A 12932-nucleotide genomic window follows, 5' to 3' on the forward strand; every position below is an offset into this window, starting at 1 on the left:
GGTACCGCTCAGACCGTCTTAGTGACGCCGTAGTAGGCGATGATGTCTTCGGTTCCCGAGGTCGTGCTGGTGAGCACCGCATAGGACCGCAGGAACGACTGCCCGATACATCCGTCGATCTTGATGTGAACGTCCTTGAGTGTGATGCGCGACTGCGTGCCCTTGAACTTCTTCTTGGTGACCGAAACATTGATGACCTCGCCGGGTTTGGGCCTCACCTCGATGTTTCCCACGAGGGGCATGCTGATGTTGCCAAGCCCGGACTGCCCGATCGACGAGGACAGGCCGATGCTTCCCGTCAGGCGAACTCCACTCAAGGCGATACCGCAGCCAATCTGGTATCCGGCCTCGACGGTCCCGCCTTTCAGTTTGGTGCTGCCACCACCTTTCACGGTGGCGATGAACGTGCCACCGGCCAGGTATTCACGCGAGGAGGTCGCCGTGGTGAGCGGCGGAATGGGCAGCTGGGTCTCTTCCTCTGCCGCGAGTGCCAGCACCCATCCATCCGGCGTTGTGACGGTCGCCGGTGGTTCGGAAGCGACGACACCGTTGTCCAGCGGCGGGCCAGGATCACCTTCAGCGGGCCGCGGCGGGTTCTCCATCCCGGCGGGTAAGGGAAGCGGGGAGGGACCGGGCTCAGCCGACGCCAACGGTGTCCCTCCCGTGAGTACACACGCTGTTGCCACAGCGGCAAGAGTCTTAAACATGGTCATCGACGCCTCTCAGAGCTGGATACGATTGAGCGAGTTAAGATCTGGGTAAACAGGGTCAGACGGCCTTGGTCACACCCATGTAGGTGACCACGTCCTGCGTGTCCTCGGTCGAGCTGGTCAAGATCGCATAGGAGCGGATGAAGGACTGGCCCACACAGCTGTCGATCTTGATGCGGAATGCCGTAATGGTGACGCGCGCGCTATCCCCCTCGAACGCCATCTTGGTGACCGGGATGATGGTGGCGGTACCCGGCTTGAGGGTGGGGCGGACCTGCCCAAAGACGTTACCTCCGATGCTGGGCACACCCGCGGGACTGATCTGCGGTGTGATACCGCCACCGAACCTCAAGTCGACCTCGGCAGCGCTTATGCCACAACCGATTTGGTATCCAGCTTCAAGGATCCCATCGGTCAGTTTCGTGGTGCCGGACCCCTGGATGGCACCAAGGAACGTTCCACTGACCACGTACTCGCGTGAAGATAGGGCTGTGGTCAATGGTGCGACGGGCAATTGGGCCTCGTCCTTGGCTGCGATGGCCAGCACCCAGCCCTCTCGCGTGCGCAGGGTGCCGGGCTCTGCCGAGGCCACGGCACCGTTGTCTGCGGCCGGGGCAGGTGCGGAATCGGCCGCAATCCGATCCGGCAATGGTTCACCGCCCAGCGGATCAGCCAGAGCCACCGGAGCGGTCGCGCCGAGCACGCCCACGATGGTCAGGACGACAAGACTTTTCAGCATGATGGCGGCGGTGCCTCTCAGTTGTCCAACACGATCCATTCCCGGAAAGCCCGGGACTAGTACCCCATACCCCTTTTGGGTATGGATGATTTTTAAGTTGAGCTCATTTACGGCAAGTGAACGGATCGGGAACGGGATTTGTATGTTGAGCGTCCGCTCCATGCGCACACCCCGGCTCGGCCTCAGGCGCAGTGCACGGTAGAAGCCTCCGTCCGGCACACTGGACTCCCCAATCGGGATAATGGCAAAATACGAACTCGGCCGACCCGCATTGGACGGATTAGACGAATACCGCGCAGGATTCAAGGAGGTGGCGATGTCCGGGCAGCGACAACGGATCAGCCGCGCCGAATCTCAGCAACGTACCCGCGAAGATCTCCTTGATGCGGCCGAGGAATTGTTCCTCGCCAACGGACTGGGCGGCACTACCGTCACCAAGATCGCCGATGCCGCCGGCCGGACCGTCGGGGCGATCTACTCGAACTTCTCCAGCAAGGAGAACCTCTGCGCCGAGGTACTGCTGCGCTGCTACATGAGGACCTTCTCCGAGGTCGCAGGCAAGCTCCTGCAGTCCGCCTCGTCCGTCGAGGATCAGGTCGCTCAGGTCGCGCAATGGTCCGCGGCGCTCAGCGGCGATGAGGGCCTGGTAGCGCTGGCCGCCGAGTATGCGCTGGCCATTCACAAGGATCAAACGCAGCTCGCGGTCTCGCAGGGCCATATCGCCATGGGGCGCAGTCTGCTGGGTGCGGTGCTTTCGAACGCCCTTCCCGACACCGTGCCCGATGACGAACGCGACGCCGCGCTTACCGCGATCCTCGCGACCGCGACGGGATTGGCACTGGGCCGCACGCTGGGCACCATCGACAACCAGCAGTACGTCGCGCTGCTGACCCGCACGCTGCAGCTGTGGATTGCCGACCTGCGGCTCTCTTCGAACACCTCCAGCTAACTCATCGCGCGAGCTCGCGAACTGATACACGAGCAATCCGACGTCATGGAGTCCTTGCCGTTCTCCCTGTCGTAGGGCATTGCGCCTTCATTCAGATAATCCTATTATCTGAATGAAGAGCTCGACGAGGAGAGGTCCACACATGATGAAAGTGCCGTTCTGGTTCACACAGTCCTGGGGATGCCACCCATGCCCGTAGCCGTCGTGACCGGCGCGGGCAGCGGCATCGGACGCGCGACTGCCGAGCGCTTCGGTCGTAAAGGTTGGACCGTCGTGGTATCCGATATCAACGAGACGACCGGCGCCGAGACGGTCGACCGCATCGTGGGCGATGGCGGTAACGCCGTTTTCCGCCGACTGGATGTCGCCGATCTGGCGGATTGGGAGCTGTTCACCAATTGGGTATGCGAGCACCACGGCCTGCCGGACCTGCTCGTGAACAACGCGGGAATCCTCATTGCCGGCGGTTTCCTGGAGCAGACCGGCGCGGACTGGCGGCGGATGATCTCGATCAACATGATGAGCCCGCTGGTTGGATCGCGATTGTTTGTGCAGCGCATGGTCGATGCCGGCGCAAGAGGTCATATCGCCAACATCTGCTCGGTTGGGGCGTTCCTGCCGACGTCCTTGGCGCCGTCGTATGTCGTTGCGAAGCAAGGAGCTTGGTTCGGCACACAGGCACTACGCGCCGAGTTCGGGCGTCACGGCATCGGTGTCAGCGCGATCTGTCCCGGTTTGATCGACACCAATCTGTCCGCGAACGGCACTCGCAGCGGTGTCGATAATCCAACGGGCACAACGTGGACGAACAAACTCAGCCGTGGTCAGCACTTTCTCGGACGCTCCCCCGATCATGTCGCTGCTGCGATCGATCGGGGCATGCGGTGGAATCTGTCCACCGTGCCGGTCGGTCTGGAAGCCTGGCTCGGCTGGTACTTGTACCGGCTCTCTCCCGGCCTGTCCCGCGGGCTCATGAGCCTGGGACGGATGTCGCTGGCCGAACGTGTCGTGGACCTGGGTGCGCGCACACTCAACACCTTGGGGATCGGAGCAGATCGGTGAAGACCGCAATCGTGACCGGGGCCGGGTCGGGCATTGGGCGAGAAACCGCCCGCCTCTTCGCTTCCCAGGGAGATCGGGTAATCCTGGCTGACATCGACATCGATGCCGCCGAGTCCGCCGCAGGTGAGATCGTCACCGCCGGCGGCACCGCCATCGCGTATCGATTGGATGTCGCGGACGAGGAGCAGTGGGAGACGTTCGGCAAGTGGGTCGATGCCGAATTCGGCGCTCCACACCTACTCGTCAACAACGCCGGAATCATGGACTGGGGCGGCTTTGTCGAGATGACCGCACAGGAATGGCAGCGCACCATGGACATCGACTTGATGAGCGTCATCTACGGCTCACGCGTATTCGCTCAACAAATGATCGATGCCGGGGTACACGGTCAGATCGTCAATATCTCCTCGGGTGCGGCCTTCCTGCCGCACAAGATGATTGCCGCGTACGGAACCGCCAAGGCAGCCGTGCTGATGGCATCACAGGCGCTACGCGTCGAACTACGTCGCCACCGCATCGGCGTCACCGCGATATGTCCGGGTGTCATCAACACGAATCTGATCGCCAATGGTCATCGCGCAGGCATCAGCGCGATCGATCAAGAGCAGTGGTACGCACGCGCCGGCAAGATCCAGTCGATCAGTTACGCAGGCCCGGACAAGGTGGCACGCGTCATCGAGCGATCGGTGCGACACAACTGGGCCGTCGTTCCCGTGAACCCCGAATCGTGGTTCATCTACGGCCTCTACCGCCTGTCACCGAGTCTCAGCCGGGTCGTCACCGGTATCGGCTCGTTCGAACTGGCCGACGGCCTGATGTCTCGGCTACAGCCCCTCCTGAATCGAGTCGGACAATGAGCGCACCAGCACCGGAATTCGATGTCGCGATCATCGGTGCCGGGCCCGGCGGCATCGCAGCCGGAGTCAAACTACTGCAGGCCGGTATCGGCAACATCGTGCTGCTGGAACGGGCCGATGACGTGGGCGGTAGCTGGCATGAGAACCACTATCCGGGTCTGGGGGTGGACGTTCCGTCCTTCGCCTACCAGTACTCCTTCGCACGAAACTCTCAGTGGAGCAGGCTTTTTCCCAAGGGCGACGAGGTCAAGCAGTATCACGTCGATGTGGCCAAACGCTTCGGTGTCCACGAACGTGTCCGCTTCAACACCAACGTCGAACGGGAAGAGTGGGACGACGCCGGATTCTGGAACCTGCTCACCAGCGACGGTTCGGTCATCACCGCACGCTTCGTGATCAGCGCCGTCGGCGCCTTCGTCCGCCCCAAGGCCGATGTCGGCATCGCCGGAGCGGACTCGTTCGGCGGCAAGGTGCAACGGCCTACAGACTGGGACCACTCGTACGATATGGCGGGAAGACGTGTCGGCATCATCGGCACCGGAGCCAGTGCGGTGCAGATCATTCCGACGATCGCGCCGCGGGTGTCGCATCTCAGCGTCTTTCAGCGCACACCCGTGTGGTCACTGCCCAAGCCGGACCTTGAAATCGGTCCCATCCTGCGCCCCCTATACGCGGCGCCCGGCGTGCAGCCCGCACTCAATGGCGCCGTCCTGGTACTCGCCGACCTGCTACTGCGCACTCTGAGTAGAGCGCCGTTCCGATGGTCACGGCCCGCGATGGACAGGTTCGATGCGGCATGCATTGCCGCATACCGGCGTTACATCCGTTGGGTGGTGAAGGATCCGTCTACGGCCGAAAAACTGGCTCCCGACTTCGGCCCGCTTGCCAAGCGCCCGACCATATCCAACGGCTATCTGCAGGCGTACAACCGTGACAACGTCTCGCTGATCACCGAGCCGATCGAGAGGATTACCGAGGCCGGCGTCCGGACACGCGATGGCGCCGAACACCCATTCGATGCACTGGTGCTGGCCACGGGATACGAAGTGTTCTCCGATCCGGAGACCTATCTTCCCGGAGCAATTGTGGGCAGCAACGGCTTCGACTTGGCGAAATACTATGCCGAGCAAGGATTGCAGGCCTACGAAAGTGTTGCGGTGCACGGTCTGCCAAATCGATGGACGTTATGCGGGCCGTACTCGTGGACGGGCTCGGGTTGGCATGCCTTCATGGAGATGACATCGGATCACGCCGTACGTGCGATCACCGAGACCAACCGGCGCGGTGCGATTCGCTGTGAGGTACGCAAGGAGATCGCCGACACCTACCATCAGACGGTGCGGCAACGATCCGAGGCCATCCGGTACTACCTTGCGGAGCTGAACGGACATATTCCGACCTACTACCGGAACTCACAGGGCGACAGCACGTACCTGCGGCCTGCGGGCTTCTTCGAGGCACGCCGCAGCACACGCAAGTTCCCGCTCGACGACTACGTCTACGAGAAACAGCCCGCGGAGGTGCTCGCATGAACAACTCGGTACCGATTACCGCCACCGGGGGCTCCGTCAGCGTCGAGATGACGGGGAGTGGATCAGCCCTACAAAGGATTTCCCACGCGGTGGCGCGCGTTCTGCTGCGAGCACCGCTGGAGCTTCTTGCCAAACTCGCCATACGATTTCCCGCGTTGAGGACGCGCGGATTCCGGGCTGTCAACTTCGTCGAGGTGGCCGCATACCCGTTGCGGCCGAGTAGGGGTACGGCGCGCCGTATTGTGACGTTCCCCAGCTTCCGTGCGGAGTGGCTGTGGCATAAGGATCTTTCCGATCCCGAGAATCCGGCGGAGGGCGCGGTGCTGTATTTCCACGGCGGTGCCTTCATTCTGGGCGGCCTCCACAGTCACCGGCGCATGACGGCACGCCTTGCGCGCGCAGCGGGAACGCGACTACTCGCGGTCGACTATCGCCAGCTCCCGTTGGCGCACATCACCGAATCTGTAGCCGATGCCATGACCGCTTACCGGTATCTGCTCGACCAGGGATACACCGCCGACAAGATCGTGTTCGCGGGTGATTCAGCCGGAGGTGGACTGGCCTTCAGCGCGGCGCTCGCCGCGCGAGATCTCGGATTACCTGTACCCGGCGGCATCGCCGCCATCTCCCCCTGGGCGGACCTCGATTGTTCGGCCAAGAAGGCTCATCCGAACGAGTCCCGTGACGCGATGCTGTCCGGTCTAATTCTCTCCGTTCCGGGCGAACTGGGCATGGCCCCCGACGGGGTGTTGGACCCCGCCTGGTCATCGGTGAACCACGATTTCACCGGCCTACCAAAGGTTTTCATTCAAGTGGGATCACTCGAGGTGCTGCTGGTCGATGTCGAGCACTTGGCCCGCCGCTGCGCCGAGGCCAACGTGCCGTGCACGGTTCAGATCTGGGACCACGCCGTGCACGATTTTCAGATAGCGGCGGATCTGCTGCCTGATGCTCGGGCAGCCGTTGCAGACATGGCGTACTTCATCGGCCAGATCACCAACCCGACCATCTCCAAGGCAGGCACATCGTGAGCACACCCGCCCTCCCCCAACACGAGGTCCTCGTCGTAGGCGCCGGATTCGGCGGTATCGCCGCGGGCGTCAAGCTACGCAAGGCGGGGATCGACGACTTCGTCATCGTCGACAAGCATCCGTCCGTGGGCGGAACGTGGTTTATCAACAAGTACCCCGGTGTGGCGGTGGACATTCCATCCTTCATCTACAGCTACTCCTTTGCCCAAACCGGGAACTGGAGCCGGCTGTTCGCGCCGGGGGAAGAGCTGCAGCAGTACGCCGAGGACGTAGTCGATCAACACGGCCTGCGCGACAAGCTGCGGCTGAGCACCACCGTGCTCGGCAGCCGGTTCGACGAGGCCACCGATATCTGGCATGTGCAGACCGACCGAGGCGAAATCACGGCACGTCACGTGATCGTCGGGATCGGGGGGCTCGAGGTGCCGAACCTGCCGAACATCCCGGGTATCGACACCTTCGCCGGCAAGCTCCAGCACACCACGGCGTGGGACCACGACTACGACCTCACCGGCAAGCGGGTGGCCGTGATCGGAACCGGCGCCACCGCACTGCAGTTGGTACCAGCGATCGCTGATCAGGTCAGTCGCCTGACGGTGTTCCAGCGCACCGCGATCTGGGTCGCGCCCAAGCTCGACTTCAAGACCGGCCCCCTCACCCGATTAATCTTCGGCAATCGCCTGCTGCGCGCGCCCCTGCGCGGCGCCGGCATGGTGCTCGTCGAGTTGGGGCTCGGCGGCGCGCTGCTAGGCGGACAGCTGCTGGGGGAACGCTTGTACAAGGCGGTGCTGCAGAGCGTTGGTCTGGCCCTGCGGGGATGGATGTGGACGCAGCTCCCCGGAGAACCCGAACTACGCAAAAAGCTCACCCCTACCTATGCCTTCGGTTGCAAACGGCCCTCGATGCATAACGAGTGGTTTTCGACGTTCACCAAGCCGAATGTCGACCTGGTGACCGAGCCCATCGAACGGATCACGGAGGACTCCGTCGTCACCGCTGACGGTGTCGAGCACAAGATCGACGTGCTGGTCTGTGCCACCGGATTCAAGGTCATGGAAAAGGGCGCAACCCCGCCCTTCCCCTGCCTGGGACGCGAGGGCGTCGACCTGAACACCTGGTGGGATGAGAATCGCTATCAGGCCTACCAAGGGGTGACCATTCCGGGTTGGCCCAACGCTTACATGCTGATCGGCCCGTGGGCGTACTCACCCGGATCATACCTAGTGCTACTGGAATCAACTGTGGCCCATGCTGTTCGAGCAATAAAGGAGTCCCGGCGGCGTGGAGCCACCCGGTGCGAGGTTCGCCGGGAGCCCCACGACAAGTACTGGCAACAGATGCTGTCGCGTGCCGCCAAGAGCCACCTGCCCACACCGCTGTGTGCCGGCTCGAACACCTACTACATCAACTATCAGGGTGATGCTGCCGCGTACCGCCCCTCCACCAATACCGAGATGCGCCTGCAGAACCGGTATTTCCCATTCACCGACTACGAGTTCACCAGAGTTAGTGAGAAGAACTCAGTCGATCTCGCCACGTCTCGAGGGTCTGCATGAACACGCTGGTCGACTGATCGAGACCGACCAGGCCCATGGTGTGGTTGACCACCAAACCCATACCCGTCGCGATGATCGCCGCCACCGCGTCGTCGAGGAGGGCACCCTCGTCTACGTCGACGCCTTCGCTCTGAAGCTGTCCCAGAAGCACCGCTTTCACCCCGTCCTGCAGACCCGACACCGTCTCACGGATGAGCTCTGATTGTTCGGGACTGTGCCGGGCGGCCAGGAGATACTCCGTGGTGAGGCCGATCCAATCGGTCTCACCACTGAGAACTCGCCACTTCGCCTCGACGACCTCAAGTTTGGCCGATGTCCCCTCGGAGGCCATCACCGCCAGCGCGACCTGCGTCAGCCATCCTTCGTAGTGAATACGCAGGAGTTGCTGACACAACGCGTCTTTGCTCTCGAAGTTGCTGTAGATCGACCCCTGGGTGCGTCCTGCCTCGGCCGCTATCTGCGCAACCGTCGTCGCGTGAAATCCCCGTTGCAGAAAGACCGTCTCGGCGGCGGTGAGCACGAGCTCGCGGGTCTGCGCCTGGAGCTCCTCGCGTGTCAGCGCCCTCGGCATCGACACCCCGCTCGCTAGTCCGCGCGCCCCATCGTGCGCCTTTCGATTCCCGACCGTAACCGGGTGGCTCGCAGTATATCCAGCTACCGCAATCGGCTCGGAGATCGCTGCTCGGGGCATGGGCTTCCGCGGCGGTCAGGTCGCGACAGGATTTCGCGCGGCCGCGGCGACGAGCGCATTGGCTATAGCGCCCGCCGGTGCGACGTCACAGGCGCGGTGCGCCCGGAAATCCCAGGTGACTTCACGACCTCCCGCGGTCGCGACGAAGACACCACCCAGCTGATACGGGTCGCCCGTTCGTTGGTACGGATACACACCCTCACGCATGAGCTCGAGCCACGGTCCGAGGTTCGAGAGCCCGATCGTTCCTCTTCGGTACCGCCAGAGTCCCATCGTCCGGTACAGCGTCTGGTCATGCGTCGTCAGCACCAAGAATCGGGTCTGGCTGCGCTTACGAAAGGTGAAGCCCTGGATAGAGGTGCCCAATCCGATGAAGACGACTTTCGCTCCCGCAGCGACGATCTCATCGTGGTAGCGGTTGAGCGATTGGGCCTGCCGAAGTGCGAAGGCACTGCCGAACTGGCGCAGGAAGACGAACGCCACCGGGCCCTCGGCCCATAGCTCGTGAAACTCATGCAGGTGGTGACGATCATCGAGTAGCCGCTCATTGGCCATGATGTCGATACGTGTCATACCAGTGCCTCTACCGACCGCGCCGCCGCGACGGCATGCATCGGGCATGCACTGGCCTCGAGTGTTCCCCCCTTGCCCTGCTGCAGTTTCAGGCCCACCTCATGATCGAAAGGCACCGGGCCGGTATCCGGTGCATGCCGGATCGCGTTGTGCATGTATCCCCACATCTCGTATCCGAACCAGGGAAGAATCAGCTTTTCGACAATCGGATTACGCAGTGCACGCACGGCACCCTTGATCGCGAACGTGCCAATGGCGGGCCGGATGCGCATGGTCTCCAGGTCACAGATCTCCCTGACGTACGGCGTGAGCAGTGGGATCGCCGCCCAGATCGCGAGTTTGATGCCCGCACCCATAATCGCGTTGGGATACAACGGCGTCCACGGATTGTGCAGCATGAAGTCGTACAGTTCTTGGGCCGGCCGGGTAACCGCCATGATGTTCTTCTCCGCGTCCTTCACCCAGGCTTCGACGGCCTCTGGCGTATCGGGCAGCTCGCCCGCCGGCATGCCCATCAACTCGCACACGCGCACCTGCTCCTTGTAGAACACGCACTCGTCCTCGTACGTCGCGTTCGGGTCGCCAAACCTCTTGTAGGCACGCCAGAGGTGCGGCCACCCGACCACATACGTAAACTTCAGCGTCTCAACATGATTCGCACGATACGACTCGCCGGTCGATGGCACATCGCCATTGACGTGCGAGTGCTTACGGAAAAGATCTCGCCCTACCTTGACGGCCGCGTCGGTGTCTCCCGCGACCGCACCGGCGAAGAACAACAGACTCCGGCGAATCCTGCCCACCGTGTCGTAGTAGTACGTCGTGTGCTGGCCGACGCCGTAAGCGCCATCGGGGTCGATGGTGGAGATGAACAAGCCTGAGAGTGCACCCATCCCGGCGATCATGACATTTTCGTAGACCTTGAAGCTGAGCGAGTCGAGCCCGAAGTAGCCGTCGTCCTGGCGCGGCGCCTCGGCGATCTGCAATGCCTTCTTGCCGTTCTTCCCGTGCAGCTTCAACAGGAAGTCGTACCGCCGGTCGCGCCTGCGACGCTCCTCAACAGTTCCCGCGTACCTCGGGTCGTCTCGCAGGCTGCCCATAGTCCAACTCCCTTGCATCGCAGTGTGACGTGCTTGGTTCCAACCAGTTGAAATAGTACTGGTATTCAGATTGCATTGCAATATAAATATGGAAAAGGACCCCTCCGCCCGCTCGGTTACGACGACTTGTCGGCATACGGTGCTACAACACCGGTATGAAGAAATCACCGGAGTGGCGCCACGCCATCAGCTGCGGTGTGGCATGCCGTGACTGCGTCCAGGACATCGACCACTGTCACGGCACTCTCATCGTGCATTCCACTCGCCACGCCGAGTGCACAGATCGCGATTGCGACGGACTCTATCTACTTCGACACAGCCTCGTTATCGATTGCATTGCCGCACAATGTGATTGCGAAGGCGAGATACAACTAGCCGGTTAGCCCATCGGGTCGGCCGACTGCGCCAGTTCCTCTGCGCTGGCAGCCTCCTGATGCGGGAATGGCGCCACTGCATCACCCCAGTGCACGCAGCTCCATCGCCCATCGGTAATCGGCGCCAGCACAACCGCTTCCGCATTACGCAGGTGATGGTTCACCGCGAAACCCGGATCCACTCCGGCGAGTGTGGCCGCCACCAGACGAATCGCCGCGCCGTGGCTCACCACCACCACATCGCCGGTTGATGCGTCGTTCTCCAAGTGCCGCAACCGGAGTTCGGCGACAACGGGCAGGTACCTGTCGAACACGTCCTGCGCGGATTCGCCACCAGGCAAACGGGTCCCGAAGTCACCAAAATGCCAACGCTCATAAGTGCGGTCGAAAACCTCGAACGATTCCACGCCGGTGTGGTCCTCCAACTCCCCGGCCTGTACCTCGTGCAAACCGTCGAGCTGAAGAGCTTCCACACCAAGATGTCCCGCGATCTCGGAGGCGGTCTGGACCGCGCGCAGCGCCACAGAATGCACTAGGACCGCTGGCGCCAGCTCTTCATACTGCTTGGCGAAAAGGCGCGCCTGTTGCAATCCGAGTTCGGTCAGCGCCGCACCGGGCGGTTTGGTGTCCAATCGGCGCTCGACGTTTCCATACGACTGTCCGTGCCGGACCAGGACAAGGCGCCCACTCATCGCAGCTTCCCTTCCCGCGTTTCGGCCAGCCATCCCGACGCCTCGTCCAACACCGGTGGGTTGGCGCCGTCGGGTGCCGTCGTCTCTCGTGGCCACGATCCCAAATACCGCACATCCTCACAACGACGATGCAGCCCCTTGAGTGCCTCTCCGACCGCGACATCGTCGATATGCCCCACGCAGTCCAGAAAAAAGCGATACGTGCCCAGCCCGGTCCGGGTGGGGCGGGACTCGATACGGGTGAGATCGATGTCCCGGATCGCGAACTCGTTCATGGCGGCAGCGAGAGCACCGGGTACGTTCCCCAGCCCGAGCACCACGGAAGTGCGATCGGAGCCCGTGGCCGGTGGCGGTGGCCCGGGTTGACCCACCAGCACGAAACGGGTGTGCGCATGCGCTTCGTCCACGACACCGCTGGCCAGGGCATTCAGCCCCAGGCGCTGCGCGGCCCATTCTGTACACACTCCCGCATCGGCCCGCTGCGCCTTCACATCCTCGGCAGCCGCAGCGTTCGAGTTGGCGGCGACCAGCTCGGCGTTCGGCAGGTTGTCCGCCAGCCACTCACGTACCTGAGCGACGGCGATCGGGAAACCGGCGACGGTCTTCACGTCCTGCGCGGAAGTGCCCGGCCGCACCGCGATGGTGAAGGACACCGGCAACACCGCCTCGGCGAAGATCTGCAGCGGAGCACCCACCGCCAGGGTGTCCAGCGTCGGTACCACCGGGCCTTCGAGCGAGCTCTCGATCGGAACGCACGCGTACGTCGCGTCACCCTTCTGGACCTGCACCAACGCGTCGCGCGCGCTGGCCACCGATACCGGCTCCACCTCGGGTAGACCCGGTATCCGCCCCGTCGTCCGCAGCTTGATCAGTGCGGCCTCGGAAAACGTCCCCTCCGGCCCCAAATACGTGATGCGCTGCACACTCCAAACCTTAGGCGTTCCACCGCCCGGCGAACCCCCGACACAGTCGACAGCACAGGTGTCCCTTGCACTCTCCACGGTCCGTTGTTAACTTAGGCTTACCTCAGTTGGTTGACACGACAGGGTTCCAAGGAAAGGGTCGC

14 protein-coding genes are annotated in these 12932 nt (G+C 62.7%); 7 read left to right on the forward strand and 7 right to left on the reverse strand.

Annotated elements, in window-relative coordinates; all coding sequences use genetic code 11:
• Positions 1-8: 8 nt before the first annotated feature.
• Together AOT83_RS11360 and AOT83_RS11365 are read right to left on the reverse strand one after the other, a co-directional pair.
• Complete coding sequence (locus AOT83_RS11360) at positions 9-707, reverse strand: MspA family porin (protein WP_057965419.1); 699 nt, start codon at positions 705-707, stop codon at positions 9-11.
• Positions 708-768: 61 nt separating this feature from the next.
• Positions 769-1449, reverse strand: coding sequence for an MspA family porin (locus AOT83_RS11365; RefSeq protein WP_030096143.1), 681 nt, complete (start codon positions 1447-1449; stop codon positions 769-771).
• 316 nt (positions 1450-1765) lie between these two features.
• On the opposite strand from AOT83_RS11365, the gene AOT83_RS11370 reads away from it, so the two are divergent.
• The 6 genes from AOT83_RS11370 to AOT83_RS11395 all read left to right on the forward strand — a co-directional run bounded on the left by AOT83_RS11370 (position 1766) and on the right by AOT83_RS11395 (position 8436).
• Positions 1766-2398 (forward strand): TetR/AcrR family transcriptional regulator, encoded by a 633-nt coding sequence (locus tag AOT83_RS11370; protein ID WP_057965420.1) that lies wholly within the window; start codon positions 1766-1768, stop codon positions 2396-2398.
• Between the two features lie 189 nt (positions 2399-2587).
• Positions 2588-3460 (forward strand): SDR family NAD(P)-dependent oxidoreductase, encoded by an 873-nt coding sequence (locus tag AOT83_RS11375; protein WP_057965375.1) that lies wholly within the window; start codon positions 2588-2590, stop codon positions 3458-3460.
• On the forward strand, positions 3457-4317 hold the full coding sequence (locus tag AOT83_RS11380) for an SDR family NAD(P)-dependent oxidoreductase (RefSeq protein WP_057965376.1): 861 nt from the start codon (positions 3457-3459) through the stop codon (positions 4315-4317). The genes AOT83_RS11375 and AOT83_RS11380 overlap by 4 nt, the downstream gene beginning before the upstream one ends.
• On the forward strand, positions 4314-5849 hold the full coding sequence (locus tag AOT83_RS11385) for an NAD(P)/FAD-dependent oxidoreductase (RefSeq protein WP_057965377.1): 1536 nt from the start codon (positions 4314-4316) through the stop codon (positions 5847-5849). Before AOT83_RS11380 ends, AOT83_RS11385 begins: the two co-directional genes overlap by 4 nt.
• Entirely contained in the window at positions 5846-6880 is a 1035-nt protein-coding gene (locus AOT83_RS11390) for an alpha/beta hydrolase (RefSeq protein WP_057965378.1), read from the forward strand. Before AOT83_RS11385 ends, AOT83_RS11390 begins: the two co-directional genes overlap by 4 nt.
• A complete protein-coding gene (locus tag AOT83_RS11395; RefSeq protein ID WP_057965379.1) occupies positions 6877-8436 on the forward strand; it encodes an NAD(P)/FAD-dependent oxidoreductase in 1560 nt (519 codons plus the stop codon). Before AOT83_RS11390 ends, AOT83_RS11395 begins: the two co-directional genes overlap by 4 nt.
• On the opposite strand, the gene AOT83_RS11400 is transcribed toward AOT83_RS11395, so the two are convergent.
• From AOT83_RS11400 to AOT83_RS11410, 3 genes are all read right to left on the reverse strand, one after another.
• Positions 8387-9013 carry a TetR/AcrR family transcriptional regulator gene (locus AOT83_RS11400; protein ID WP_030096150.1) on the reverse strand — a complete coding sequence of 209 codons (627 nt, stop codon included), beginning with the start codon at positions 9011-9013 and terminating at the stop codon, positions 8387-8389. The two genes, AOT83_RS11395 and AOT83_RS11400, sit on opposite strands and share 50 nt — an antisense overlap.
• Positions 9014-9142: 129 nt before the next feature.
• Positions 9143-9700, reverse strand: a complete 558-nt coding sequence (locus AOT83_RS11405; protein ID WP_057965380.1) for a peroxiredoxin-like family protein — start codon at positions 9698-9700, stop codon at positions 9143-9145.
• Positions 9697-10800 carry an oxygenase MpaB family protein gene (locus tag AOT83_RS11410; protein WP_057965381.1) on the reverse strand — a complete coding sequence of 368 codons (1104 nt, stop codon included), beginning with the start codon at positions 10798-10800 and terminating at the stop codon, positions 9697-9699. Before AOT83_RS11410 ends, AOT83_RS11405 begins: the two co-directional genes overlap by 4 nt.
• 155 nt (positions 10801-10955) lie before the next feature.
• On the opposite strand from AOT83_RS11410, the gene AOT83_RS26815 reads away from it, so the two are divergent.
• A complete protein-coding gene (locus AOT83_RS26815) occupies positions 10956-11183 on the forward strand; it encodes a hypothetical protein (RefSeq protein ID WP_075908321.1) in 228 nt (75 codons plus the stop codon).
• Here the strand turns inward: AOT83_RS26815 and AOT83_RS11415 are convergent.
• The gene (locus AOT83_RS11415; protein WP_030096153.1) at positions 11180-11866 is read right to left on the reverse strand and encodes a histidine phosphatase family protein; all 687 of its coding nucleotides are present in this window, start codon (positions 11864-11866) and stop codon (positions 11180-11182) included. The two genes, AOT83_RS26815 and AOT83_RS11415, sit on opposite strands and share 4 nt — an antisense overlap.
• Complete coding sequence (gene pheA / locus AOT83_RS11420; RefSeq protein ID WP_030096154.1) at positions 11863-12789, reverse strand: prephenate dehydratase; 927 nt, start codon at positions 12787-12789, stop codon at positions 11863-11865. Before pheA ends, AOT83_RS11415 begins: the two co-directional genes overlap by 4 nt.
• Between the last annotated feature and the right edge of the window lie 143 nt (positions 12790-12932).

Source organism: Mycobacteroides sp. H001 (genome assembly GCF_001440005.1).
In the GTDB taxonomy this organism is placed as follows: Bacteria; Actinomycetota; Actinomycetes; order Mycobacteriales; family Mycobacteriaceae; genus Mycobacterium; species Mycobacterium gwanakae.

Excerpts from the sequence above, each read along its gene's own strand:
- AOT83_RS11370 (WP_057965420.1), top strand. The coding sequence starts at position 1,766 with ATGTCCGGGCAGCGACAACGGATCAGCCGCGCCGAATCTCAGCAACGT.
- AOT83_RS11390 (WP_057965378.1), top strand. The coding sequence starts at position 5,846 with ATGAACAACTCGGTACCGATTACCGCCACCGGGGGCTCCGTCAGCGTC.
- AOT83_RS11410 (WP_057965381.1), bottom strand. The coding sequence starts at position 10,800 with ATGGGCAGCCTGCGAGACGACCCGAGGTACGCGGGAACTGTTGAGGAG.
- AOT83_RS11415 (WP_030096153.1), bottom strand. The coding sequence starts at position 11,866 with ATGAGTGGGCGCCTTGTCCTGGTCCGGCACGGACAGTCGTATGGAAAC.
- AOT83_RS11360 (WP_057965419.1), bottom strand. The coding sequence starts at position 707 with ATGTTTAAGACTCTTGCCGCTGTGGCAACAGCGTGTGTACTCACGGGA.
- AOT83_RS11375 (WP_057965375.1), top strand. The coding sequence starts at position 2,588 with ATGCCCGTAGCCGTCGTGACCGGCGCGGGCAGCGGCATCGGACGCGCG.
- AOT83_RS11385 (WP_057965377.1), top strand. The coding sequence starts at position 4,314 with ATGAGCGCACCAGCACCGGAATTCGATGTCGCGATCATCGGTGCCGGG.
- AOT83_RS11405 (WP_057965380.1), bottom strand. The coding sequence starts at position 9,700 with ATGACACGTATCGACATCATGGCCAATGAGCGGCTACTCGATGATCGT.
- AOT83_RS11365 (WP_030096143.1), bottom strand. The coding sequence starts at position 1,449 with ATGCTGAAAAGTCTTGTCGTCCTGACCATCGTGGGCGTGCTCGGCGCG.
- AOT83_RS26815 (WP_075908321.1), top strand. The coding sequence starts at position 10,956 with ATGAAGAAATCACCGGAGTGGCGCCACGCCATCAGCTGCGGTGTGGCA.